This window comes from Mycobacteriales bacterium, assembly GCA_035690485.1.
In the GTDB taxonomy this organism is placed as follows: domain Bacteria; phylum Actinomycetota; class Actinomycetes; order JAFAQI01; family DASSKL01; genus DASSKL01.
Window position 1 is genome coordinate 11,977 of sequence record DASSKL010000030.1, and the last position, 24,265, is coordinate 36,241.

Below are 24,265 nucleotides of genomic sequence, written 5' to 3' on the forward strand. Positions count from 1 at the left end.
GTCGAGGTCGAGGTCGCGTGGCGCGTGCCGAGGGGGTTGCCCTGCCGTGCGAAGCGCGAGGTCGGGGCAGGTGTCAGTCGGCAGCGGAGAGCTCCTGCAGCAGGGCTGCTTCCGAGGTCTCGCCGGGCGGGCGTCGATGGAGCGCGGCATCGGCCGCTTTCGCCGCCAGCAGGGCGTTGACGGGAGTGGCGACGCCGTGCAGCCGGCCGAGCAGCACGACCTCGCCGTTGAGGTGGTCGGCCTCGATGTCGCCGGTACCCCGCTTGAGGCTCTGCCAGCTCGAGCCGCCTTCCCGCCGCTGACCTTCGACCGGGCGCAGGCGCACCAGGTCGCCGCGCCGTTGCCGGTCCTCGTCGGCAGTTGCGACATCGAGCCCGGCGGCGGCGAAGACGTCCTCCGCCTCGGCGCGGGCTCGCCGCGCCAGTTCGCTGTCACGGTCGAGCGGACCGCAAAGCGCCTCGGCGGCGTTCGCGACGTTCATCACCAGCTTGCGGTACTTCCACCGCATGATGTCCGGCCGCGGTTCGGAGACGAAACCGGCGGCGGTCAGCGCCCCGGCGAGCGCCCCAGCGAGCTCGTCGGTGCCGGACGCGTAGCGACCGACGTCGAGGATGCCGCGGTGCGGTGTGCCGTTGCCGACGACGACGCCGGGCGTCGTGTGGCTCGCCGGGCACATCACACACATTCCGTAGACGCGGGAGAACAGGCGAAGGGCGGCCCGTTCGTTGTCCACCCCGTTCTGCGCGCAGACGACCGGTAGGTCGCCGGCGGCCGCGCGCAGCGCGAGGAGCGCGTCGGTGGTGTGCTGCGACTTCATCGCCAGCAGCACGACGTCGTCGGGAGTGAAGTCCACCTCGTCGGGATGGCCGGCGGCGGGCAGCCGGTAGGTCGCGGCTCCCTCCGGCAGCATGACCCGCAGGCCGCCCGAGCGGATGGCGTCGAGATGGGCGCCGCGCGCGATCGCGACGACCTCGGTCCCGGCGGCATGCAGCAGCCCGGCGATCAGTCCGCCGATCGCGCCCGCGCCATAGACGACGACTCGCATGGCCGGAAGCGTAGGCATCGCGGCGCGAGGAACCGCCATGCCCAGTACCTGGAGCTCCACGTGAGGCCGCGGCTCTGCCGTGGAGAAAGCCGGTGGCTTGGCTTGCCGGCGGCCACGGCGCGGGGCGGGCCCCTACTGCGTGATGTGCGCTGGGATGGCCGCCGGCAGTCACGGCGCGGGGCGGGCCCCTACCGCGTGCCGTGCGGTGGGATGACCGTGATCGTCGTCGCTCCCTTGGTGACGTCGAGGACGGCGCTGCCGTTGCGGTCGGCCGTCGCGACGCGGTGCCCGGCCACGATCAGCTGCGTCCCGGGTGCGAGTCGGGTCAGGGTCAGCCTCGTTGCGCCGTCCGTCGTCACCGTCAGCCGGCCGCCGTCGGAAAGGCCGGCCGAGACCGCGTCGACGGCGAGCCGAGCGACGTTGGTCAGCGTGAGCGTCGCAGCCTTCGCCGGGGTCGGTTGGCCGAGCTGCCAGGTCAGCTGCTGCACCACCGACGGCGTCGCCTCGCCGGGGATCCGCGCGTTCTGGGTGCGCACCGGCGTGATCGTCGGCTGCGGCCGGGCCGCGACCGCGTCGAGGTGCGCGAGGGTTCCGGGGGCGCTGTCGCGCGCTCCCAAGTCACGGATCCAGTAGACCCCCGTCGGTCCGATGCCGAGGTCGGCGCGGGTCAGGTGCGGATACCAGGTGTAGGTGATGCGTGGCGGGTTCGTCGTACGCCGGGGGTCGCCGAGCTGCGCGATCTCGCTGTCGAACGCATCCTGGGTCGCCCAGACCAAGTGGTCCTCGGCCGGGTAGAGCTCGAAGTAGTAGCGGTAGCCGAGCGTGTCGATCGCCTGCACCTGCTGCAGCACGCTGGACACGGGTACCAGCTCGTCGAGGGTGCCCTGCCCGATGACGAACGGGTCCCAGCGGGCGCTGTCGAGCAGCGGTGTGGTGTCGCTGTCGGTGGTGCAGCGGCCCGCGCCGGCCGCGCCGCCGGCGCCCTCGGCGATCCGCACCCCGCACATGGGCGGGCCGGCGAGCGGCATCAGCTTCGCGAACAGGTCGGGGTAGGCGAGCCCGAGCTTGTAGGTGCCGAAGCCGCCCATCGAGTAGCCGGAGAGCACGGTGCGGTCCGGATCGAGGTCGTAGGCCTTGGCCAGCTCACGCCACACCTGCCAGAAGTCGACCTCGGCCTCGTCGAAGTACCAGCCGTCCGGCCCCAAGCCGAGCGTCGTCGCGCAGATCGAGTGCCGGTCCTCGCAGGCCTGCTGGAGCATCTGCGGGTCGAGCGCGCCGTACTGGTTGTGCTGCACCGACAGCGAGTGCAGGATCCACGTCAGCGGAGTCGGCCGGCTGGGGTCGTAGGTCGTCGGCACGTAGACCGCGTAGGGCTGCACCCGGCCGAGGAAGTTCGGCCGCAGGTCGCCGGCGCCGTTGCCGCTGTCGTGTACGACGCCCTGGCCGAGGTTCAGCGTCGTGACGTACCACCGGTTCGTGTAGCCGGTCGGGCGCGGCTCCGGGGTCGTGCGCTCGGCGGCGAGCTGGGCCCAGTCGACGGCGAGCGAGAACGGCGTGACGTCGCCCTCGGTCAGCGCCTCCGCCTGGTGGTCCTCCATCCAGAAGTTGCCGAGGTCGGTCAGCCGCGGCAGTCCCTTCGTGCCGAGCTGGTTGGGCGCGATGCCGTGGCGGTACTGCTCCGGCTCCTGCTGGTAGGTGCGGAACGTCACGTTGTAGACCGCCGGCTGTCCGGGCAGCGCGCCGTCGGACTGGCCGACCGGGGCGAACGCCGTACCGTCGGCGTTGGCCAGTCCGGCCGCGAGCCGCACCGTCCAGCTGCCGCTCGGCTGCAGGACCCTGTCGGGGATCCGGACGACGAACGAACGGGCCGCCGTGTCGACGGTCACGGGCAGCTTCGCGAGCAGCTTGCCGGCGGCGGTCATGAGCCGGGCGCCGCGGCTCGACACCACCAGCGCACGGTCGAAGCCGTCGGAGCGCACCCCGGCACCGGCCGGCCAGGGCCCTCCACCGGTCGCCGTGTTGCGGTCGAGGTCCATCGTCCACTCGGCGATCGGGACGGTCTTGTCCTCCAGCGTGTTCCAGTCGACGCGCCAGTAGGTCGCGTCCTCGCCCAGCCCGATCGCCGCCCCGAAGATGTCCGCGCCGTTGTTGGCCGCCTTCGGGTTGCTGTAGACGTAGGTGCCGTCGCTCGGCGCGAGTGCCGTGATCGGTTCGCCCACCTGGATGCCGGTGGCGCCGTGGTCGTCGTAGAGGAAGTCCGACCAGAACGTCGCGCCGCCCGCGAGCCGGCCGGTGCCCGAGGTGCGCGGGAACTGCTCGCCGAACGGCCAGCCCTTCGGGGTCGGCAGCGTCGGCTCCGGCTCGGTCGCGGCGGGCGGCGCCCCGGCGGGCAGCCCTCGCGGCGCACTCGCCGCGGGCGCGGCTGCGGGCCGGGCGGCGAAGGCCCCGGAGGTGACGGCACCGGTCCCGGCCGCGAGCACGACGACGCCGAGCAGGGCGGTACGACGGACGGACGAGCGGCGCACGATGACTCCCGACGACGACGGCACGGCCAGGCCAGCGACCCGGCCCCCTCGTCAAGGTCGTGGCAGGACGTGGTTGTTCTTCGACGTGCGGGAGCTCACGTCCTGCAGGCCGCGGGCGGTGAGGCCCGTCGCGGGGGAACTCCCCGGCCGCGCTGTCACGTAGGGTTCGAGCGTGAGCCGGCACGGGCTTGTTCGGCACGGTCACGGTCCGTCGCACGCCGGCGGGGCCGGCCACATGGTGATGGTCGGGCGGCACGCGGCGTGGTTCGACCGGCTCTCGGGATGGGCGCTCCCGTGGCTTTACCGGACCGTCGCCGCCCGGGTGGTCGCGGACCTGCGGCCCGGCGCAGCCCTGCTCGATGTGGGCACCGGGCCGGGCCGATTGCTGCTCGAGGTGGCCCGGCGCCGTCCCGACGTCGAGGTCTCGGGGGTCGACCCCTCCGCCGACATGATCGGGCACGTCGCCGGCAACGCGGAGCGCGCCGGTCTGGCCGGCCGAGTGCGTGCCGTCATCGGCAGTGCCGAGGAGATCCCCCATCCGGACGCGAGCTTCGACGCGGTGGTCTCCTCGCTGAGCGCGCACCACTGGGCCGACGTCACCCGGGCGATCGCGGAGCAGGCGCGGGTGCTGCGCCCGGGCGGAAGCCTGTGGGTCTTCGATCTTCGGGGCAAGTCGGCGCCGGGCCTGGTCGCTGCGCTCGAGTCACGCTTCTCGGCGAACGACATCACCCGCCCGAGGCAGCGGTGGCCGGTGTCCCTCCTGCTGACCTGCCACCGTGCCGTCATGGCGCCGGGCGCGGAACCCGCGTAGGCAGCACGACGCCATGCGTCTCGTCATCGCTCGGTGCAGCGTCGACTACGTCGGCCGGCTGACAGCTCACCTGCCGCTCGCCCCGCGATTGCTCATGGTCAAGGCCGACGGGTCGGTGTCGATCCACGCCGACGGCGGTGCCTACAAGCCGCTGAACTGGATGACGCCGCCCTGCACGCTCGAGGAGGCCGAGGGTCTCTGGACGGTCACCAACAAGGCGGGGGAGCAGCTGCTCATCACGATCGAGGAGGTGCTCGGCGACACGGCGTACGAGCTGGGCGTCGACCCCGGCCTGCGCAAGGACGGCGTCGAAGCGCACCTCCAGGAGCTGCTCGCCGACCGGTGCGAGGTGCTCGGTGCCGGCTGGCGGCTGGTACGCCGGGAGTACCCCACCGACATCGGGCCGGTCGACTTGCTCTGCCGCGACGCGGAGGGCATCGCGGTGGCGGTCGAGATCAAGCGGCGCGGGGAGATCGACGGGGTCGAGCAGCTCACCCGCTACCTGCAGCGGCTCGAGCGCGACCCGCTGCTGCGCCCGGTCCGCGGCGTCTTCGCCGCGCAGCAGATCACGCCACAGGCGCGGGTGCTGGCCGCCGACCGGGGGATCGAGTGCGTGACGCTCGACTACGACGCGCTGCGGGGGCTCGAGCCGGACAACCCGACGCTGTTCTGAGTGCGACGCTGGACCCATGAGCCCCCGACGGCACCAGCGCCGCGACGCGGCGCCGCCGCTGGCGACGGCGGGGCTCGGAAGTGTCGAGGACTACGACGGGGTCGACTACTCGGTGCGGCCGGTGTCGGCGGCGCGGGCCACGAAGACCTACCGCTGCCCGGGCTGCGACCAGGAGATCCCACCCGCCGTGCCGCACGTGCTGGTCTGGCCGGCCGACCGCGACGCGGAGATCCACCGCCGGCACTGGCACCGCGCGTGCTGGGAGGCCCGGCATCGCCGCCGGCCGGTGCACGGCGCCTGATGGGACCCTGCGCGTGATGGGACCCTGCGTCTGATGGAGATCCGCGCCAACACCGTTCTGCCTGCTGCCCGCAGGCCGGTGACCCTGCACACCGTCGACGGCCTGCGCCTCGTCGGCGAGCTCGCGCTGCCGGTCGACCGGCCGCCGGTCTCGACGATCGTCTGCCTGCACCCGCTGCCGACGGCCGGCGGCATGATGGACAGCCATCTGCTGCGCAAGGCGGCCAACCGGCTGCCCGCCCTCGCCGGTGTCGCCGTACTCCGCTTCAACACCCGCGGCACGGCCAGCGAGCAGGGTCGCAGCGAGGGTGCCTTCTCCGACGGCGGCGACGAGCGCTACGACGTAGCGGCGGCGATCGACCTCGTCGACTACGAGGAGCTGCCGGCGCCGTGGCTGGTCGGGTGGTCGTTCGGCACCGACCTGGCGCTGCGTTTCGGCTGCGACCCGGCCGTGGTCGGCGCCGTGCTCATCTCACCGCCCCTGCGCTACGCCCGCGACGACGACCTGCGCCGGTGGGGGGCGAGCGGCAAGCCGCTGGTCGCGATCGTGCCTGAGCTCGACGACTACCTCCGACCTGCGCAGGCGCGAGAGCGCTTCGCGCTGGTCCCGCAGGTCGAGATCGTTGCAGTACCCGGCGCCAAGCACCTGTTCGTCGGGCGTGCCGAGGAGGTGCTCGACGAGGTGGTCCGGCACGTCGCTCCGCACGCCTACCCGCTGCCGCGCGAGTGGCGGGAGCCCCCTACCTAGGCGTTACGGTCGGGCGCATGCCCGTGGATCTCTACCACCGGGAAACCGGCTCCGGCCGTCCGGTCGTGCTGCTGCACGCGTTCCCGCTGTCGTCCGCGATGTGGCTGGCGCAGCGCGAGTCCTTGGGAGCCGTCGCGCGCGTGATCACGCCCGACCAGCGGGGCTTCGGGGGCTCCCCGCTCGGCGACGACGAGCCGTCGCTCGATGCCGTGGCCGACGACGTGGCGCGGCTGCTCGACGCCAAGGACCTCGACCGGGTCGTCCTCGGCGGCCTGTCGATGGGCGGATACGTGGCGATGGCGTTCGTCCGGCGTCACGCGGACCGCCTTGCCGGCTTGGTCCTCGCCGACACCAAGGCGAGCGAGGACCCGGCCGAGGGCAAGCAGCGGCGCGCGCAGCTCGCGACGACCGTGGAGTCCGACGCCGAGTCGACGGTGCTCGTCGACCAGGTCTTGCCGACGCTCGTCGGCCCGACGACGATCGAGCGCCGCGCCCTGGTCTACGGCCGGGTCAAGGCACTCGTCCAGGCCGCGCCGCCCTCGGCGGTCGCCTGGGCGTCGCGTGCGATGGCGGCGAGACCCGAGTCGTTCGCGGCCCTGGCGTCCGTGCGGGTGCCAGCGCTCGTCGTCGTGGGGGAAGAAGACACGCTGTCGCCGCCGGCCGACGCGGAGGCGATGGCCGAGGCGCTGCCGAACGCGCGCCTCGTCCGGATCCCTGCTGCGGGGCACCTGACCGCGGTCGAGGCGCCCGAGGAGTTCAACGCGGCGTGCCGGGACTACCTCGACGCGCTGGCCTGACCGGCGCTTCCCTGGCCGGCTCTGCGTGCCCGGCCCGGCCTGACCTGACCTGGCCGGCGCTTCCCTGGCCGCCGCCCCGGCGACTACGGGGTGTCGGCCGCCGTCGCACCGGTCAGCGTGAGCAGCCGGTCGCGCAGCTCGTCGAGCTGGGCGCGGATCTCGTCGCGCTGGGTGCCGAGCCGCTCGACCTCCTCGCGAGCGGCCCGCAGCATGGCATCGGCCTGAACCCGGGCGTCCTCGGTGATCGTCTGTGCCCGCTGCCGGGCATCGTCCAGCACCGCCTCGGCCCGGTCCTGCGCCGCGCTGCTGATGCGGCTGGCGTCGTGCTCGGCGTCCCGGAGCAGCTCGTGGCGGCGCGCGGCGACCTCCTGCTCGAGCCGGGCGACCTCGGCGCGGGCGTCGGCGGTCTCCTGCCGGGCGGCGGTCCGGATCGCGGTCGCCTCCTCCTCGGCCAGCGCGAGGATGCGGGCGACCCGCCGGCCCAGTCCTGCGTAGGACCCGGCGTCGTCAGGCTCGACCTGCGCGGGCACGGCCTCCTGCTGCCGCCGGAGCTCGGCGGCCTCGGCCCGCGCGGCCTCGGCGGCTTGTTCCGACCGGGCGAGGAGAGCCTCCACCGCCTCGAGATGGTGGTCGACCTGGACGCGGTCGTAGCCGCGCAGCACGACGTCGAAGCCGCGCTGCGAGCCGTCGCCGTCCATCAGGTCGGAGGTGGGGGGCGGAATCTGGGCACGGGTGACCGGGTGACTCATGTGGCCCGGTCTTCCCGGCGTACGCCGCGGTGTATCACTCATCGGCCGGCGGCCTGGACCAGCTCGGTCAGGACACCGCCGACGCTCTTCGGGTGCAGGAACGCGATCGAGGCGCCCATCGAGCCGTGCCGCGGTCGCCCGTCGACCAGCCGGACGCCCTTGCCGCTCAGATCGGCGAGCGCGGCGGCGACGTCGTCGACGCCGTAGCCGATGTGGTGCACGCCCTCGCCGTTGCGGGCGAGGAACTTCCCGACCGGCGTGTCCTCGGCGAGCGGCTCGAGCAGCTGCACGTACGACCCGCCGTTCGGTCCGTCCGCGACGACGAGCATCGCCTCGCGCACGCCCTGCGCCTCGTTGGTCTCGCGCGACACCACCGTCAGCCCGAACGTCGACTCGTAGAACTGCGCGCTCTGCTCGAGGTCGTGGACGGCGATCCCGACGTGGTCGATGCGGGTGAACACTGCGCGCTCCTCGGCTCGACGGCGTACCGGCTGACTATCGTGGCAGCACACCCCGCACGTCGCTGGAGGCCCTCATGCCAGGCTCGGTCATCGTCTCCGGCGCACGCACGCCGATCGGGCGCCTGCTGGGCGGGCTGAAGGACTTCCAGGCTGCGGATCTCGGCGGGGTCGCGATCGCGGCGGCGCTGCAGCGTGCCGGCATCGCCGGTGACGAGGTCGACTACGTGATCATGGGGCACGTGCTCCAGGCCGGCGCGGGCCAGATCACCGCCCGGCAGGCCGCGGTCAAGGGCGGCGTCCCGATGACGGTGCCGGCGCTCACCGTCAACAAGGTGTGCCTGTCCGGGCTCGACGCCATCGCGCTGGCCGATCAGCTGATCTCCGTCGGGGAGTACGACGTCGTCGTCGCGGGCGGCATGGAGTCGATGACCAACGCGCCGCACCTGCTGCCCGGCGCTCGTGCTGGTTACCGCTACGGCAACGGCACGCTCGTCGACTCCATGGCACATGACGGGTTGTTCTGCGCCTTCGACCAGTGCTCGATGGGTGAGTCGACCGAGCGGTACAACGCCCGGCTCGGCATCAGCCGCGAGGAGCAGGACGAGTTCTCCGCCCGCTCGCACGAGCGGGCCGCCGCCGCCGCCAAGAACGGCCTGTTCGACGACGAGGTCGTCCCCGTCCTGATCCCGCAGCGCAGGGGCGACCCGGTGCCGTTCACCGAGGACGAGGGCGTGCGCGCCGACACCACGGTCGAGTCGCTGGGCCGGCTGCGCCCGGCGTTCGCCCCCGACGGCACGATCACCGCGGGCTCGGCCTCCCAGATCTCCGACGGCGGATGCGCCGTCGTCGTCATGTCGCGGGCCAAGGCGGCGGAGCTCGGCGCGCCGGTGCTCGCCGAGGTCGGCGCGCACGGGGTGGTCGCCGGACCCGATGCGAGCTTGCAGTCCCAGCCGGCCAACGCCATCACGAAGGCCCTCGGCCGCGAGGGGCTCTCGCCGGCGGACCTCGACCTGCTCGAGATCAACGAGGCGTTCGCCTCGGTCGCGATCCAGTCGATGCGCGAGCTGGGCGTCGGGGCGGAGCGGGTCAACGTCAACGGCGGCGCCATCGCGCTCGGCCACCCCATCGGCATGTCCGGTGCCCGTCTCGCGCTCACCCTCGCCCTCGAGCTGCGCCGCCGCGGTGGTGGTCTGGGCGCGGCCGGGCTGTGCGGCGGCGGCGGCCAGGGTGACGCTCTGCTGCTGCGGGTGCCGGCGGCGTGAGAGCCGCCCCCGCAGACGTCTCCGAACTGGTCGAGCGCGCGGTCAAGGGTGAGGCGCGCGCGGTTGCCCGGCTGATCTCCCTGGTCGAGGACGCCTCGCCGCTGCTGCGCGAGGCCATGGCCGCTCTCGCGCCGCACACCGGCCACGCCCGGGTCATCGGGCTGACCGGCTCGCCCGGAGTCGGCAAGTCGACGTCGACCAACGCGCTGGTGGGGGAGTACCGCTCCCGGGGGTTGCGGGTCGGGGTCCTCGCGGTCGATCCGTCGTCGCCGTTCTCGGGTGGGGCGCTGCTCGGTGACCGGGTGCGGATGCAGGACCACGCGACCGACTCCGGCGTCTACATCCGCTCGATGGCCTCGCGCGGGCACCTCGGCGGCCTCGCCTGGACCACGCCGCAGGCCCTGCGGGTGCTCGACGCCGCCGGCTGCGACGTCGTGCTCGTCGAGACGGTGGGGGTTGGCCAGGCCGAGGTCGAGATCGCCTCGCTCGCCGACTCCACCGTCGTGCTGGTCGCTCCCGGCATGGGCGACTCGATCCAGGCCGCGAAGGCCGGGATCCTCGAGGTCGCCGACGTGTTCGTCGTCAACAAGGCCGACCGCGACGGCGCCGACGCCACCGCGCGCGACCTGCGCCACATGCTCTCGCTCGGCGACCGTACCGAGGGTTCCTGGGTGCCGCCGATCGTCAAGACCGTCGCGTCTCGCGGTGAGGGCGTTGCCGAGGTGGTCGACGCGCTGGAGCGCCACGATGCCTGGCTGCGCTCGAGCGGCCGCCTCGACGCCCGCCGACGCGAGCGGGCGGCCGACGAGGTCGAGGCCATCGCGGTGACGTCGCTGCGGGAGCGGATGGGCGACCTGCGCGGCGGTCGGCTGCTCGACACGCTCGCGGGGCGCGTCGTGGCCGGGGAGATCGACCCGTACGCCGCCGCCGACCAGCTCGTCGCCGGCGTGACCGGCTGATCCCGGTGGCTACGACGCGTCGCGGGCGCTGCGCCCGAGCTGGTCGAGCACGTCGCTGGACCACCGGCCGACGAACTCGCTGATCGCCGCGTCGAGCGCGGCGGCCAGCTCGGTGTCGACCGCGACCCGGGCGAGCGGGCGCAGCCGCTCGACGAGGGACGCGAGCGCCGGCAGCTCGGCGTCGCTGGGCATCCAGCCCGGGCCGTGCGCGTCGATGACGTGACCGGCCACGGTCGCGACGAAGTCGTCGGCGACCGCGCTGACGCGCTCGCGCAGCCGGGCCGCGAGGTCGAGCACGTCGCCGAGGGGGATGCCGATCGCCACCAGCTCGGCGCCGGCGCGCAGCAGCCGCGGGTTCGGCACCCGGTAGCGGTCGCCCTCGGGCACCAGCAGGCCGAGCTCGATCGACCGCTCGGTGGCGCGCGGGTCGTCGCTGCCGAACATCGTGACCAGCTCGTCGTAGGTCAGGTAGGCCGGGATCTCCCCCGAACCCGGCGCGAGCAGCGCCGCCTCCAGGCCGAGGACCCGGCCCAGGTCGTCACCGGCCTCCCACGAGCGGACGAAGTCGGCGATGTGCGCGGAGGTGTAGCCGCGGTCGAGCAGGCGCCCGATCAGCCGGAGCCGGCCGAGATGCGTGTCGTCGTAGAGGCCGGTGCGGCCGACCCGGCGGGGCGGCGGCAGCAGCCCGCGCTCCTGGTAGGCGCGCACGTTGCGCACGGTCATGTCCGCGGCCCGGGCGAGCTCGTCGATGCGGTAGTCGGTCATCACCCGTCCCTCGGCGGCTGTGACGCAACGAACATACCACGAAGCCTTGTGCCATTGACGAATGGCACCTTTAATCATGGGTAGGTAGTGACCGACGCGACGAGAGGAACCGACATGACCGCCGCGATGACCACCCAAGAGATCGCCGACGCTCCCGTCGTGGCGCGCATCCGCGACCGCCAGCGGACCGGAGAGCGGCTGCTGCGTTCGGCGCAGAAGCTGTCCTTCGACCCGATGACCGAGATCGACTGGGACGCGCCGCTGGCGCCGGACCGCTACTTCGAGGCCCCGCACCGGTGCTCGCTCTACGGCACGACGCTGTGGGACGGCCTGACCGAGGAGCAGCGCATCGAGCTGACCAAGCACGAGGTCGCGAGCATCGCCAGCGTCGGCATCTGGTTCGAGGAGATCCTCATGCAGATGCTGCTGCGCTACGCCTACGACCGCGACGCCACCCGCAGCGACATCCAGTGGACGCTGACCGAGATCGGCGACGAGTGCCGCCACTCGGTGATGTTCGCCAAGATGATCGCGAAGTTCGGCGCGCCGGCGTACGGCGTGTCGCGGTTGTCGCACGAGCTCGGCCGGCTGTTCAAGACCACGTCCGACGGCGTACTGACCTTCGCCGGCACGATGTACGTCGAGGAGATCCTCGACGCCTTCCAGCGTGAGGCGATGGACGACGACGCGCTGCAGCCGCTGGTGCGGCAGGTGTCGCGCATCCACGTCATCGAGGAGGCGCGGCACATCAGCTACGCGCGGGAGGAGTCGCTGCGCGCCTGGGCGGGGCGCAACCGTGTCGCCAAGGCCTACGACCGGCTGATGCTGGGTCTCGTCATCGAACGGGCCACCAGCGCGCTGGTCAACCCGCGGGTCTACGCCACCGTCGGGCTCGACCCGCAGCAGGCCGCGGCCGCCGCCGAGGCCAACCCGCACTGGCGTGCCACCAAGCGCTGGGCCGCCGAGAAGGTGCTCGGGGTCTTCCGCGACGCCGGTCTCATCGGCCCCGAGAACGAGTGGCTGCTGCGTCACGCCGGCGTCGTCTGACCTGCCGCTCTTGGCGGTGATCCACGCGCCGCGGCCGCGCGGCCCGCGTAGCCTGCAGGCGTGGACGCTGAGGAGATCGAGGCGGGTCGTCGGCGCTGGCGGGAGCGGTATGCGGCTGCACCCAAACGCGACGCGGATTTCACGACGTTGTCCGGGGTGGAGGTGGATCCGGTCTACGGGCCGGTGCCGGGCGTGTCGGTGCCGGGGTTCGAGCGGATCGGCTGGCCGGGGGAGTTCCCGTTCACCCGGGGTCTGTATGCGACGGGTTATCGGGGTCGGCCGTGGACGATCCGGCAGTTCGCGGGGTTCGGTAACGCGGCGCAGACCAACGAGCGCTATCGGATGATCCTGGCTGCTGGTGGTGGCGGGTTGTCGGTGGCGTTCGACATGCCGACGTTGATGGGCCGCGACTCCGATGACGCGCGGGCGCTTGGTGAGGTGGGGCATTGCGGGGTGGCGATCGACTCGGCGGCGGACATGGATGTGCTGTTCGCCGGCATCCCGCTGGGTGAGGTCACGACGTCGATGACGATCTCGGGTCCGGCGGTGCCGATCTTCTGCATGTACCTGGTCGCCGCCGAGCGTCAGGGGGTGGACCTGTCCGCGCTGGACGGCACGTTGCAGACCGACATCTTCAAGGAGTACATCGCGCAGAAGGAGTGGCTGTTCGGCCCGGAGCCGCACCTGCGGCTGATCGGTGACCTGATGGCCTTCTGCGCGGCGCAGATCCCCCGTTACAAGCCGGTCAGCGTGTCGGGCTACCACATCCGGGAGGCCGGGTCGACCGCCGCGCAGGAGCTCGCGTACACCCTCGCGGACGGGTTCGCCTACGTGGAGCTGGGTCTGTCCCGTGGGCTGGACGTGGACACCTTCGCTCCGGGCCTGTCGTTCTTCTTCGACGCGCACGTCGACTTCTTCGAGGAGATCGCGAAGTTCCGGGCGGCGCGCCGTATCTGGGCGCGCTGGCTGCGTGACGTCTACGGCGCAAAGACCGAGCGGGCGCAGTGGCTGCGGTTCCACACCCAGACCGCCGGGGTGTCGTTGACGGCGCAGCAGCCGGACAACAACATCACCCGCACCGCGATCGAGGCCCTCGCCGCGGTGCTGGGCGGCACGAACAGCCTGCACACGAACGCGCTGGACGAGGTGCTCGCCCTGCCGTCGCAGAAGGCGGCGGAGATCGCGTTGCGCACCCAGCAGGTGATCGCCGAGGAGACCGGGGTGATGAACGTCGCCGACCCGCTGGGCGGCTCCTGGTACGTCGAAGCCTTGACCGACGAGATGGAACGCCAGGCCGAGGCGATCTTCGCCCGGATCAAGGACATGAGCGCCGACGGGTCGATGACCGCCGGCATCCTGCGCGGCATCGAGGACGGCTGGTTCATGGCCGAGATCGCCGACGCGGCGTTCGTCTACCAGCAGCAGCTGGAGAAGGGCGAGAAGAAGGTCGTCGGCGTCAACGTCGCCACCGACAGCGCGGTCGGCGCCCTGGACATCCTGCGCGTCTCCCACGAGGTCGAGGTCGAGCAGCGCCGGGTGCTCGCCGACCGGCGGGCCGCCCGCGACCAGGCCGCCGTCGACACCGCCCTCGAGCGCATGGTCGAGGCCGCCCGCAGCGACGCGAACATGGTCCCCGCCATGCTGGAGGCGGCCCGCGCCGAAGCCACCCTCGGCGAGATCTGCGACGCCCTACGCGCCGAGTGGGGCACCTACATGGAGCCCCCGAGGTTCTGACCGCGAGGCGGCCGCCGTCGCACCGGGTGTCCTCCCGGCGAGACGGGCGCCGGCCTCTGGCGGGGAGCCGGGCGGAGCGGTTCGTCCGGGTAGGGCGCCGGGACCTGCATTCGCGGCGGGTGCCTCAACACGTTGACGGCGTGCCAGATCACGCGGACCAGCATCAGCATGATGCGGTTCCCATCATCGGCGGGCTGCCTGTTCAGCCCGGGCCCGCTGGTTCTTCCCGGCCCTGCGCTGTCGGGCAACCGCCGGCAAGGCGACTGTCACCCCTGCGGTCGCCGGGGGTCAGAACCGCTCCGGCGCCCGTGCGCGCAACGCGGCGCCCGTCCGTGCGCTCGAGGGAGGCTGCGGCGGATCCGCGGGATTCTCCTCGACCCCGCCGGGGTTGGATATCGGTATGAGCATGCGACCAGGCGACATCAGCCTGCCCGGAGCGGTCGACCTGTCGGGCTTGCGCAACCGGCCCCAGCCACCGGCGGCCGGGGCGCCGGCGCCCGCGGCCGGCGGCGGCGCGGTCGTCGACGTGACCGAGGCGACGTTCGCGACCGAGGTCGTGGAGCGGTCGCAACAGGTGCCCGTGGTGCTCGACTTCTGGGCCTCCTGGTGCGGGCCGTGCCGGCAGCTCAGCCCGGTGCTCGAGAAGCTCGCGACCGAGAGCGGCGGCGCCTGGGTGCTGGCGAAGATCGACTGCGACGCCAACCCTCGGCTCGCCCAGGCGGCCGGGGTGCAGGGCATCCCGGCGGTCAAGGCCGTCATCGACGGCGCGATCGTCTCGGAGTTCACCGGCGCGCTGCCCGAGCCGCAGGTCCGCCAGTGGCTCGACGAGGTCATGGCCTTCGCCGGGAAGCAGGGCGACGGCGCAGCCGCGGACCCGGCCGGTCCGGCGCTGGACCCGGCCTACGACGTCGCGGAGCAGGCCCTCGCTAGCGGTGACGTGGACGCGGCGCGGGCGGCGTACCAGGAACTCGTCGACCGTGACCCGACGGATGCCCTGGCGAAGACGGCGCTCGCCCGGGTCGACCTGATCGCCCGGGCCCGCGGCTACGACCAGCAGGCGGTGCGCAACCGCGCGGCAGACTCACCCGACGACGTCGAGGCGCAGTGCGCGGTCGCCGACCTCGACCTGGCCGTCGGTCACGTCGAGGACGCCTTCTCCCGGCTGATCGACGTCGTCCGCCGGGGTCCCGGGGCCGAGCGCGACCGTGCCCGCGCGCACCTGCTGTCGCTCTTCGACATCCTCGAGCCCGAGGATCCGCGGCTCGCGAAGGCCCGCCGCGACCTCGCGTCCGCGCTGTTCTAGCGCCGCGCCGCGCTCAGGCGGGTGGGCCCACCAGCCAGAGCGTGCCGAGGGGCGGCACCCGCAGCGTGGCGGACGCGGGCTGGCCGTGCCAGGGATCCGCGACGGCGCGGACGACGCCCATGTTGCCGACGCCGCTGCCCATGTAGACGTCGGCGTCGGTGTTGACCGCCTCGATCCAGTCGCCGACGCGGGGCAGCCCCAGCCGGTAGCCCTCGTGCGGCACGGCGGCGAAGTTCGCCACGCAGGCGAGCACCGACCCGTCGTCGCCCACCCGCAGGAAGGAGAAGACGTTGTTGCCCGCGTCGTTGGCGTCGATCCAGTGGAAGCCCTCCGGCGCGGCGTCCTGCGACCACAGCGCAGCCGACTCGCGGTAGACCCCGTTGAGGTCGTGGACCAGTGCGTGGATGCCCCTGTGGTCGGGCAGGTCGAGCAGCCACCAGTCGAGCGAACGGGCCTCGGACCACTCGGCGATCTGGCCGAACTCGCTGCCCATGAAGAGCAGCTGCTTGCCGGGGTGCGCCCACATGTAGGCGAGCATCGCCCGCAGGTTGGCCAGCTGCTGCCAGCGGTCACCCGGCATCTTCGACAGCAGGGAGCCCTTGCCGTGCACGACCTCGTCGTGCGAGATCGGCAGGATGAAGTTCTCGGTGAACGCGTAGACCATCGAGAACGTCATCTGGTGGTGGTGGTACTGCCGGTAGATCGGCTCCTTGCTGACGTAGTCCAAGGAGTCGTGCATCCAGCCCATGTTCCACTTGAAGCCGAAGCCGAGACCGCCCAGGTAGGTAGGCCGTGACACTCCGGGCCACGCGGTCGACTCCTCCGCGACGGTGATGACGCCGGGCACCCGCTTGTAGACGGTGGCGTTCATCTCCTGCAGGAACTCGATGGCGTCGAGGTTCTCCCGGCCGCCGAAGCGGTTGGGCACCCACTCGCCGTCCTTGCGCGAGTAGTCGAGGTAGAGCATCGACGCGACGGCGTCGACCCGCAGCCCGTCGATGTGGAACTTCTCGCACCAGTAGACGGCGTTGGCGACGAGGAAGTTGCGCACCTCGCGGCGGCCGAAGTTGAAGACGTAGGTGCCCCAGTCGGGGTGCTCGCCCAGCCGCGGGTCGGCGTGCTCGTAGAGCGCCGTGCCGTCGAAGCGGCCGAGCGACCACTCGTCCTTCGGGAAGTGCGCGGGCACCCAGTCGACCAGCACACCGATGCCGGCCTGGTGCAGCCGGTCGACCAGGTAGCGGAACTCGTCGGGGGAGCCGAAGCGCGACGTCGGGGCGAAGTAGGACGACACCTGGTAGCCCCACGACCCGCCGAACGGGTGCTCCATCACCGGCAGGAACTCGACGTGCGTGAAGCCGGTCTCGATCACGTAGTCGACGAGCTGCTCGGCGAGCTCCTTGTAGGACAGGCCTTGCCGCCAGGACCCGAGGTGGACCTCGTAGATGCTCACCGCGGACTTCAGCCAGTCGCGTTGCCGCTCCTGGCACCAGTCGCCGTCGCCCCACTCGTAGTCGGAGGTGAAGACGACCGATCCGGTCGCGGGCGGGTGCTCGGTGTGGAACGCCATCGGGTCGGCCTTCTGCCGCCACTGGCCGTCGGCGCCGAGGATGTCGAACTTGTAGGTCGTGCCGTTGCCGACCCCGGGTACGAACAGCTCCCACACGCCGCTCGATCCGAGCGTGCGCATCGGGTGCGCGCGGCCGTCCCAGTGGTTGAAGTCGCCGGTGACGCGTACGCCGCGCGCGCTGGGCGCCCAGACGGCGAACGACGTGCCGGTGATCGGGCCGGCGAGGCTGTCGAACCGGCGCACGTGCGCGCCGAGCACCTCCCACAGCTGCTCGTGGCGCCCCTCGCCGATGAGGTGCAGGTCGAGCTCGCCGAGGGTCGGCAGGTAGCGGTAGGGGTCGTCCTGCAGGTGCGGGTGGCCGTCGGCGTAGGCCACCTCGAGCCGGTAGTCGGGGACCTCTGCCATCGGCAGCAGCGCCACCCAGATCCCGGAGTGCTCGTGCTCCATCGGGAAGCGCTGGTCGCCGACGACGACCGTCACGCTGTGCGCGCCGTGGCGCAGCGCCCGCACGGTCACGGCGGTGCCGTGCGGGTGCGCGCCGAGGATGCCGTGCGGGTCGTGGTGGACGCCGCCGACGAGCCGGTCGAGCTCCTCGCGACCGACCGGTCGTGGTCGTGGAGCGTCGGGCGTCGCCGGCTTGGTCGCCGCCGCCTTGGTCGCCGCCGCCTTGGTCGGGGCTCCCTTCGCAGCGGCGGCCGTCGTCGGGGCGGTCGCCTGCTTCGCGGCGGGGGTTTTCTTCGCCTCGGGGGTCTTCTTCGCGGCAGTCGTCTTCTTCTTCGCGGGGCGCTGCTCGTCGGCCATCAGTCAGCTCACCAGACGCTCGATGGACGCCAGCGGGATCGGGAGCCACAAGGGGCGGTTTCGCGCCTCGTAGACCACCTCGTAGACCGCCTTGTCCAGCTCGAACGCCCGGAGCAGCACGGAGTCCGCACGTGGGTCCTCACCGCTGCTCTGGGCGTATCCGTCACAAAACGCATCTCTGTTGCGCTCTGCCCACTCGACGGCGCGATATTCGAGGCTGGCGCGGCCCGGCAGGTCCGCGAGCAGGTGCCGGGCGGCGTAGTCGAACGATCGCAGCATGCCCGCGACGTCGCGCAGCGGGCTCGTCAACGAGCGGCGCTCGGCGAGCGGGCGGGCCGGCTCGCCCTCGAAGTCGAGCAGCACCCAGCCGGCATCGGTGCGCAGGACCTGCCCGAGGTGGTAGTCGCCGTGGATCCGCTGCAGCAGCACCGGCCGCTCCCAGCGGGCCAGGTCCTCGAACGCCGTACGCAGCCCGGCAGCATGCACCTCCAGTGCCGGCGCCACCGCGAGTGCGGCGTCGAGCCGTTCGTGCATGTGCTTGGCGAGTGCCGCGATCTCGTCGGCGGCGGCTTCCCGTGCCGGCAGGGTGTCGCGCATGAGCGCGTGGACCTCGGCGGTCGCCGCGCCCAGCCGCATCGCCTCGGCGGCGAAATCGCCGCCTACCTCGTTGGCGTGCAGGTCCTCCTCGGCGTAGAGGTCGCGGACGCTCGTGGTGGCCATGGCCCAGCCCTCGGTGGCCGACCGCAGGAACGGCTGCATCATCGCGAGCGTCGTGGGCTCGCCGTCGAGGTCGCTCTCCATCCAACCGAGCGGCGGCGCGATGTGGCTGCTGCCCGCCTCGGCCAGCGCACGGGTGATCTCGAGATCGGGGTTGATGCCCGGGCTGACTTTGCGGAACAGCTTGAAGATGTAGTCGTCGCCGAAGACCAGCGACGTGTTGCTTTGCTCGGCCGGCAGCACCCGGCTGCTGGCGCCGGTCTTGATGTCGGCGTCGGGCATCGTGCGGAAGTGCAGCGGGCCGACGTCGAGTGCGGCCGCGAGGTCGCCGAGGACGTACGCCGTCAGTTCGACGTCGTGCGCCGCGTCGTACGCCGTCGTGTCGGCGAGGCGTCCGATCACGGCGTGTTCGAGCCGCTGGGGCACCTCGTCGCGCAGACCGACCAACAGCTGGTAGCGCTCGACGTCCTCGCCGTGGTCGACGGCGACGATGACGTGCTCCAGCGACGGGTCGCCCGGCCGCACGGTGCTGCTGCTCACGATCTGCAGCCCGTGGATCGGCCGGCCCTTGCCGCCGAACCAGCGCTGCAGGGGCAGCCAGTCACCGAGCACGTCGGTCAACGTCTGCAGCCGCGTCATGTCACTCCTCGACCCGCGACAGCAGGAACCAGTAGAAGCCGTGGCCGGGCAGCGTCAGCAGGTACGGCAGCTCGCCGACCCGGGGGAAGTGCACGCCGCCCATGAGCTCCACGGGCATCGCCCCCTCGAACCGGCGCAGGTCGAGCTCGACCGGTTGCGCGAAGCGCGACAGGTTGTTGACGCACAGCACGACGTCGTCACCGAACTCGCGGGTGAACGCCAACACGCTTGGGTTGGACGACGGGTGCTCGACGTAGCTGCCCATGCCGAACGTCGGGTGCCGCTTGCGCACGTCGATCATCCGCTTGGTCCACCAGAGCAATGACGTCGACTGGCGCATCTGCGACTCGACGTTGATGACCGTGTAGCCGTAGACCGGGTCCATGATGACCGGCAGGTAGAGCCGCTGCGGGTCGACGGTCGAGAACCCGGCGTTGCGGTCCGGTGTCCACTGCATGGGGGTGCGCACCCCGTCGCGGTCACCGAGCCAGATGTTGTCGCCCATGCCGATCTCGTCGCCGTAGTAGAGGACCGGCGATCCCGGCAGCGACAGCAGGAGCGCGGTGAACAGCTCCATCTGGTCGCGGCTGTTGTCGAGCAGCGGTGCGAGCCGCCGGCGGATGCCGATGTTGGCCTTCATCCGCGGGTCCTTGGCGTACTCGCTGTACATGTAGTCGCGCTCTTCGTCGGTGACCATCTCGAGGGTCAGCTCGTCGTGGTTGCGCAGGAAGATGCCCCACTGGCAGTTGTCCGGGATCTGCGGCGTGGTCGCCATGATCTCCGAGACCGGGTAGCGCTGCTCGCGGCGTACGGCCATGAAGATTCGCGGCATCAAAGGGAAGTGAAACGCCATGTGGCACTCGTCGCCGTCGCCGAAGTACTGCACGACGTCGGCCGGCCACTGGTTGGCCTCGGCCAGCAGCACCTTGTCGGGGTAGATCGACTCGACCTCCTTGCGCACCCGCTTGATGTAGTCGTGCGTGCGCGGCAGGTTCTCGCAGTTGGTGCCTTCGGCCTCGTAGAGGTAGGGCACCGCGTCGAGCCGGAATCCGTCGATGCCGAGGTCCAGCCAGAACCGCAGCACCTCCAGCATCGCTTCCTGCACCGCGGGGTTCTCGTAGTTGAGATCCGGCTGGTGGTGGAAGAAGCGGTGCCAGTAGTACTGCCCCCGCACGGGGTCCAACGTCCAGTTGGACTTCTCCGTGTCGACGAAGATGATCCGCGCGTCCTGGTAGCGCTCGTCGGTGTCGCTCCACACGTAGAAGTCGCCGTAGGGCCCGTCGGGGTCCGACCGGGAGGCCTGGAACCACGGGTGCTGGTCACTGGTGTGGTTCATGACCAGGTCCGCGATGACCCGGATGCCGCGGCGGTGGGCCTCCTCGACGAGCAGCACGAAGTCGCCGATGTCGCCGAACTCGGGCAGCACTTTCAGGAAGTCGCTGATGTCGTAGCCGCCGTCGCGCAGTGGCGATTCGTAGATCGGCAGCAGCCAGATGCAGTCGACGCCGAGCCACTGCAGGTAGTCGAGCTTCTCGGCCAGGCCGCGGATGTCGCCGGTGCCGTCACCGCTGGAGTCGTAGAACCCGCGGATCAACACCTCGTAGAAGACCGCGCGCTTGTACCAGAGCGGGTCGCGAGAGCTCTCGTCCGGCACCTCGGCGATCGGGCCGCCGGGACCCGGTGCGGCTGACTCCGTCATCAGCGCCGTCGCAGCGTGAAGATGTGCGCGGGCTCGACGAACGGGTCGAGCCGCACGTAGTTGTGCTCGCTCCACAGCCAGGTGTTGCCGGACACCAGGTCGTGCACCTCCACCGGTTGGCCCCAGTCGGCACCGACGGCGGGCAGATCGAGGTTGATGGTCGACTCGCGGACGCTGTGCGGGTCGAGGTTGACCACGACCAGCACGACGTCGTCGCCTGCGCGTTTGGACCACGCCATGATCTGCGGCGCGGCGGAGTAGTGGAAGGTCAGGTCGCGCAGCTGCTGGAGTGCCGGGTGCTCCCGGCGGATCGTGTTGAGCATCGTGATGTACGGCGCGAGGCTGCGCCCCTCACGCTCGGCGGCCGCCCAGTCGCGCGGCCGGTAGGAGTACTTCTCGGAGTCGAGGTACTCCTCGGAGCCGGGCCGCACCGCCACGTGCTCGAACAGCTCGTAGCCGGAGTAGACGCCCCACGACGGTGACAGCAGGGCGGCGAGCACCGCCCGGATCTTGAAGGCCGGCGGGCCGCCGTACTGCAGGTAGTCGGTGAGGATGTCGGGCGTGTTGACGAAGAAGTTGGGCCGCATGTAGTCGGCGGCGTCGCCGGACAGCTCGCGGAGGTACTCCTCGATCTCCCACGCCTCGGTGCGCCAGGTGAAGTAGGTGTAGGACTGCGAGAAGCCGACCCGGGCGAGCGCGTGCATCATCGGCGGCCGGGTGAACGCCTCGGCCAGCCAGATCACGTCGGGGTCGGTCTTCTTCACCTCGGCGATCAGCCAGGCCCAGAACTCCAGCGGCTTGGTGTGCGGGTTGTCGACCCGGAAGATCCGCACCCCGTGGTCGAGCCAGACCCGCACGATCCGCAGCACCTCGGCGTAGATGCCGTCCCGGTCCCGGTCGAAGTTGATCGGGTAGATGTCCTGGTACTTCTTCGGCGGGTTCTCGGCGTAGGCGATCGACCCGTCGGCCCGCGCGCTGAACCACTCCGGGTGCTCGGTCACCCAGGGGTGGTCGGGCGAGGCCTGCAGCGCCAGGTCGAGCGCGACTTCCATGCCGAGCTCGCGGGTGCGTGCGACGAACGCGTCGAAGTCGTCGAACGTGCCGAGGTCCGGATGGATGGCGTCGTGCCCGCCGTCCGGCGAACCGATGGCCCAGGGGGAGCCGGGGTCGGCGGGCTGGGTGAACAGCGAGTTGTTGGCACCCTTGCGGAACGTCGTCCCGATCGGGTGCACCGGAGGAAGGTAGACGACGTCGAAGCCCATGTCGCGGATCGCGGGCAGCCGCTCCATCGCCGTGCGCAGCGTGCCGGAGCGCCAGGTCTCGGACTCCTCGTCGTAGGCCGCGCCCTCCGACCGTGGGAACAGCTCGTACCACGAGCCGTAGAGCGCACGCTCGCGGTCGACCCACACGTCGTACGCCGGGGTGCTGGTGACCAGCTCGCGCACCGGGTGCTCGGACAGCAGCGCGACCAGGTCGGCGTCGAGCGCCGGGGTCAGCCGGTCGTAAGCGCTGCGGCCGGTGTCGCGCATCGTGTCGACGACCTTGCGGACGTCGTCGGCCCGGCCGCCGGGAAGCCCCTCCAGGGTCCGCTCGTAGAGGCGGGCGCCTTCCTCGAGCACCAGGTCGACGTCCTGGTCGGCCTCGATCTTGATCGGGGCGTCGTGCCACCAGGTGCCCAGCGGGTCGCCCCAGCCCTCGACCCGGAACCGCCAGGCGCCGGGCGCGGTCACGGTGACCTGCGCCTGCCACTGCGCGAGCCCGTGGTTGACCTCGACCATTCGCGTGAACGGTGCCTCGGCGCCGTCCGGCCCGACCAGCACCACGTTGGCCGCGACCGCGTCGTGCCCCTCCCGGAACACGACCGCGCGCACGGTGATCGTCTCGCCGACCACCGCCTTGACCGGCCAGTCGCCGCAGTCCACGACGGGCCGTACGTCCGTGATGGGTATCCGTCCGATCATCGGTGCGACCGTACCCGGGGGCGAGCGAAGCAACGCAACCCCGCGAGTCGACGCGCTCGATGGGTAACCTGCGGCCGGTGAAGGCTCTTCGTCGATTCACCGTCCGCGCCGCGCTGCCGGAGCCGCTGCTCCCGCTCGGCGAGCTCGTGACCAACCTGCGCTGGTCGTGGCACCCCGCCTCACTCGACCTCTTCGAGTCGGTGGACCCCCAGACGTGGGAGGCGGTCGGGCACGACCCGGTCCGGCTGCTCGGCGAGGTGAGCATCGAGCGGTTCGCCGAACTTGCCCGCGACGACGCGTTCCTCGCCCGGCTGTCGGAGGCGGCCGCCGACCTGCGCCGCTACCTCACCGGCGAGCGGTGGTACCAGCGCCAGCCCGACGCGCCCGCCTCGATCGCTTACTTCTCGCCGGAGTTCGGCATCACCGAGGTGCTGCCGCAGTACTCCGGCGGGCTGGGCATCCTCGCCGGCGACCACCTCAAGGCGGCCAGCGACCTGGGCGTACCGATCATCGGCGTCGGCCTGCTCTACGGTTCGGGCTACTTCCGGCAGTCGCTGTCGGCCGACGGCTGGCAGCTCGAGCACTACCCGTCGCTGGATCCGCAGGGCCTGCCGGTCACGCCGTTGCACGACGCCGATCAGAACCCGGTGCGGGTGTCGCTGCCGTTGCCCGGGGGCCGCACGCTGCATGCGCAGATCTGGGTGGCCAAGGTCGGCCGCGTGCCGCTGCTGATGCTCGACAGCGACATCGAGGACAACGACGACGCCGCCCGCCAGGTCACCGATCGGCTCTACGGCGGCGGGGCCGAGCACCGGCTCGAACAGGAACTGCTGCTCGGCGTCGGCGGCGTGCGGGCCATCCGCGCCTACTGCCGGGTCACCGGAACGCCGGAACCGCAGGTGTTCCACACCAACGAGGGCCACGCCGGCTTCCTCGGCGTGGAACGCATCCGGGAACTGACGGAGTCAGGGGCACTCGGCTTCGACGACGCGCTGCAGGCGGTCCGGGCCGGCACGGTCTTCACGACCCACACCCCCGTGCCCGCGGGCATCGACCGGTTCGCCCAGGACCTGGTGGCCGAGCACGTGGCGGCGATGTCGCAGCTGCCGGTGGACCGCGTCCTGGAACTCGGCGCCGAGCCGGATCCGGCGATCTTCAACATGGCCCACATGGGGCTGCGGCTGGCCCAGCGCGCGAACGGCGTCTCGCTGCTGCACGGCGAGGTGAGCCGGGAGATGTTCGCCGGTCTGTGGCCCGGCTTCGACCCGGCCGAGGTGCCGATCACCTCGGTCACCAACGGCGTGCACGCGCCGACCTGGATGGCCCGCGAACTGGTCGAGGTCGCCGAGCGCGAGGTCGGCCCGTCCGCCGTGGCCGAGGGCGGCGGCTGGGCCGCGGTCGACAAGGTCGGCGACGCCGAGCTGTGGCGGCTGCGCGGTGAGCTGCGCGAGCGCCTGGTTCACGAGGTCCGCCGCCGGGTGCACAACTCCGGCCTCCAGCGGGGCATGAGCGAGGCCGCGCTCGGCTGGACGTCCGCGGTGTTCGACCCGGCGGTGCTGACGATCGGCTTCGCCCGCCGGGTGCCGTCCTACAAGCGGCTGACGCTCATGCTGCGCGACCCCGACCGGCTGCGCGCGCTGCTGCTCGACCCGGAGCGACCGGCCCAGATCGTGGTGGCCGGCAAGAGCCACCCGGCCGACGA

20 protein-coding genes are annotated in these 24,265 nt (G+C 71.9%); 11 read left to right on the top strand and 9 right to left on the bottom strand.

What is annotated here, in order from left to right; all coding sequences use genetic code 11:
- Positions 1–73: 73 nt before the first annotated feature.
- Entirely contained in the window at positions 74–1,045 is a 972-nt protein-coding gene (locus tag VFJ21_04405) for a 2-dehydropantoate 2-reductase (protein HET7406364.1), read from the bottom strand.
- 188 nt (positions 1,046–1,233) lie between these two features.
- On the bottom strand, positions 1,234–3,570 hold the full coding sequence (locus VFJ21_04410; protein ID HET7406365.1) for a peptidase: 2,337 nt from the start codon (positions 3,568–3,570) through the stop codon (positions 1,234–1,236).
- Between the two features lie 172 nt (positions 3,571–3,742).
- On the opposite strand from VFJ21_04410, the gene VFJ21_04415 reads away from it, so the two are divergent.
- From VFJ21_04415 to VFJ21_04435, 5 genes are read left to right on the top strand one after another with little or no spacing between them, the layout of a single operon-like run.
- Positions 3,743–4,381, top strand: coding sequence for a class I SAM-dependent methyltransferase (locus tag VFJ21_04415; GenBank protein HET7406366.1), 639 nt, complete (start codon positions 3,743–3,745; stop codon positions 4,379–4,381).
- A 13-nt stretch (positions 4,382–4,394) separates the two neighbouring features.
- Entirely contained in the window at positions 4,395–5,054 is a 660-nt protein-coding gene (nucS, locus tag VFJ21_04420; GenBank protein ID HET7406367.1) for an endonuclease NucS, read from the top strand.
- Positions 5,055–5,070: 16 nt separating this feature from the next.
- Positions 5,071–5,355 carry a hypothetical protein gene (locus VFJ21_04425; protein ID HET7406368.1) on the top strand — a complete coding sequence of 95 codons (285 nt, stop codon included), beginning with the start codon at positions 5,071–5,073 and terminating at the stop codon, positions 5,353–5,355.
- Positions 5,356–5,388: 33 nt separating this feature from the next.
- Positions 5,389–6,102 carry a hypothetical protein gene (locus VFJ21_04430; protein HET7406369.1) on the top strand — a complete coding sequence of 238 codons (714 nt, stop codon included), beginning with the start codon at positions 5,389–5,391 and terminating at the stop codon, positions 6,100–6,102.
- Between the two features lie 17 nt (positions 6,103–6,119).
- Positions 6,120–6,899 (top strand): alpha/beta hydrolase, encoded by a 780-nt coding sequence (locus VFJ21_04435; GenBank protein ID HET7406370.1) that lies wholly within the window; start codon positions 6,120–6,122, stop codon positions 6,897–6,899.
- A gap of 83 nt (positions 6,900–6,982) precedes the next feature.
- On the opposite strand, the gene VFJ21_04440 is transcribed toward VFJ21_04435, so the two are convergent.
- Together VFJ21_04440 and mce are read right to left on the bottom strand one after the other, a co-directional pair.
- A complete protein-coding gene (locus tag VFJ21_04440; GenBank protein ID HET7406371.1) occupies positions 6,983–7,648 on the bottom strand; it encodes a hypothetical protein in 666 nt (221 codons plus the stop codon).
- 38 nt (positions 7,649–7,686) lie between these two features.
- Positions 7,687–8,109 carry a methylmalonyl-CoA epimerase gene (mce, locus tag VFJ21_04445; protein ID HET7406372.1) on the bottom strand — a complete coding sequence of 141 codons (423 nt, stop codon included), beginning with the start codon at positions 8,107–8,109 and terminating at the stop codon, positions 7,687–7,689.
- A 74-nt stretch (positions 8,110–8,183) separates the two neighbouring features.
- Between mce and VFJ21_04450 the strand changes: the two genes are divergently transcribed.
- A complete protein-coding gene (locus VFJ21_04450) occupies positions 8,184–9,371 on the top strand; it encodes an acetyl-CoA C-acetyltransferase (GenBank protein HET7406373.1) in 1,188 nt (395 codons plus the stop codon).
- The gene (meaB, locus tag VFJ21_04455; protein HET7406374.1) at positions 9,368–10,330 is read left to right on the top strand and encodes a methylmalonyl Co-A mutase-associated GTPase MeaB; all 963 of its coding nucleotides are present in this window, start codon (positions 9,368–9,370) and stop codon (positions 10,328–10,330) included. The genes VFJ21_04450 and meaB overlap by 4 nt, the downstream gene beginning before the upstream one ends.
- Positions 10,331–10,339: 9 nt before the next feature.
- Here meaB and VFJ21_04460 read toward each other — a convergent pair whose 3' ends face one another.
- A complete protein-coding gene (locus tag VFJ21_04460) occupies positions 10,340–11,095 on the bottom strand; it encodes a MerR family transcriptional regulator (GenBank protein ID HET7406375.1) in 756 nt (251 codons plus the stop codon).
- A gap of 114 nt (positions 11,096–11,209) precedes the next feature.
- On the opposite strand from VFJ21_04460, the gene VFJ21_04465 reads away from it, so the two are divergent.
- From VFJ21_04465 to VFJ21_04475, 3 genes are all read left to right on the top strand, one after another.
- On the top strand, positions 11,210–12,142 hold the full coding sequence (locus VFJ21_04465; GenBank protein ID HET7406376.1) for a diiron oxygenase: 933 nt from the start codon (positions 11,210–11,212) through the stop codon (positions 12,140–12,142).
- A gap of 60 nt (positions 12,143–12,202) precedes the next feature.
- Complete coding sequence (locus VFJ21_04470) at positions 12,203–13,876, top strand: methylmalonyl-CoA mutase family protein (GenBank protein ID HET7406377.1); 1,674 nt, start codon at positions 12,203–12,205, stop codon at positions 13,874–13,876.
- Positions 13,877–14,276: 400 nt separating this feature from the next.
- Positions 14,277–15,179 carry a tetratricopeptide repeat protein gene (locus VFJ21_04475; GenBank protein ID HET7406378.1) on the top strand — a complete coding sequence of 301 codons (903 nt, stop codon included), beginning with the start codon at positions 14,277–14,279 and terminating at the stop codon, positions 15,177–15,179.
- A 13-nt stretch (positions 15,180–15,192) separates the two neighbouring features.
- Here the strand turns inward: VFJ21_04475 and glgB are convergent, their stop codons facing one another.
- The 4 genes from glgB to VFJ21_04495 are packed head-to-tail and all read right to left on the bottom strand — an operon-like array spanning position 15,193 to position 22,563.
- Positions 15,193–17,547 carry a 1,4-alpha-glucan branching protein GlgB gene (glgB, locus tag VFJ21_04480; GenBank protein ID HET7406379.1) on the bottom strand — a complete coding sequence of 785 codons (2,355 nt, stop codon included), beginning with the start codon at positions 17,545–17,547 and terminating at the stop codon, positions 15,193–15,195.
- Between the two features lie 3 nt (positions 17,548–17,550).
- Complete coding sequence (locus tag VFJ21_04485) at positions 17,551–18,903, bottom strand: aminoglycoside phosphotransferase (protein ID HET7406380.1); 1,353 nt, start codon at positions 18,901–18,903, stop codon at positions 17,551–17,553.
- 1 nt (position 18,904) lies between these two features.
- Complete coding sequence (gene treS / locus VFJ21_04490; GenBank protein HET7406381.1) at positions 18,905–20,602, bottom strand: maltose alpha-D-glucosyltransferase; 1,698 nt, start codon at positions 20,600–20,602, stop codon at positions 18,905–18,907.
- Positions 20,602–22,563, bottom strand: a complete 1,962-nt coding sequence (locus VFJ21_04495; protein ID HET7406382.1) for an alpha-1,4-glucan--maltose-1-phosphate maltosyltransferase — start codon at positions 22,561–22,563, stop codon at positions 20,602–20,604. Before VFJ21_04495 ends, treS begins: the two co-directional genes overlap by 1 nt.
- A gap of 77 nt (positions 22,564–22,640) precedes the next feature.
- Between VFJ21_04495 and glgP the strand changes: the two genes are divergently transcribed.
- The coding region (gene glgP / locus VFJ21_04500) for an alpha-glucan family phosphorylase (GenBank protein HET7406383.1) at positions 22,641–24,265 on the top strand (1,625 nt) is incomplete at its 3' end.

Excerpts from the sequence above, each read along its gene's own strand:
- VFJ21_04405 (HET7406364.1), bottom strand. The coding sequence starts at position 1,045 with ATGCGAGTCGTCGTCTATGGCGCGGGCGCGATCGGCGGACTGATCGCC.
- nucS (HET7406367.1), top strand. The coding sequence starts at position 4,395 with ATGCGTCTCGTCATCGCTCGGTGCAGCGTCGACTACGTCGGCCGGCTG.
- VFJ21_04425 (HET7406368.1), top strand. The coding sequence starts at position 5,071 with ATGAGCCCCCGACGGCACCAGCGCCGCGACGCGGCGCCGCCGCTGGCG.
- VFJ21_04430 (HET7406369.1), top strand. The coding sequence starts at position 5,389 with ATGGAGATCCGCGCCAACACCGTTCTGCCTGCTGCCCGCAGGCCGGTG.
- VFJ21_04435 (HET7406370.1), top strand. The coding sequence starts at position 6,120 with ATGCCCGTGGATCTCTACCACCGGGAAACCGGCTCCGGCCGTCCGGTC.
- VFJ21_04440 (HET7406371.1), bottom strand. The coding sequence starts at position 7,648 with ATGAGTCACCCGGTCACCCGTGCCCAGATTCCGCCCCCCACCTCCGAC.
- VFJ21_04450 (HET7406373.1), top strand. The coding sequence starts at position 8,184 with ATGCCAGGCTCGGTCATCGTCTCCGGCGCACGCACGCCGATCGGGCGC.
- VFJ21_04460 (HET7406375.1), bottom strand. The coding sequence starts at position 11,095 with ATGACCGACTACCGCATCGACGAGCTCGCCCGGGCCGCGGACATGACC.
- VFJ21_04465 (HET7406376.1), top strand. The coding sequence starts at position 11,210 with ATGACCGCCGCGATGACCACCCAAGAGATCGCCGACGCTCCCGTCGTG.
- VFJ21_04475 (HET7406378.1), top strand. The coding sequence starts at position 14,277 with ATGAGCATGCGACCAGGCGACATCAGCCTGCCCGGAGCGGTCGACCTG.
- glgB (HET7406379.1), bottom strand. The coding sequence starts at position 17,547 with ATGGCCGACGAGCAGCGCCCCGCGAAGAAGAAGACGACTGCCGCGAAG.
- VFJ21_04485 (HET7406380.1), bottom strand. The coding sequence starts at position 18,903 with ATGACGCGGCTGCAGACGTTGACCGACGTGCTCGGTGACTGGCTGCCC.
- treS (HET7406381.1), bottom strand. The coding sequence starts at position 20,602 with ATGACGGAGTCAGCCGCACCGGGTCCCGGCGGCCCGATCGCCGAGGTG.
- VFJ21_04495 (HET7406382.1), bottom strand. The coding sequence starts at position 22,563 with ATGATCGGACGGATACCCATCACGGACGTACGGCCCGTCGTGGACTGC.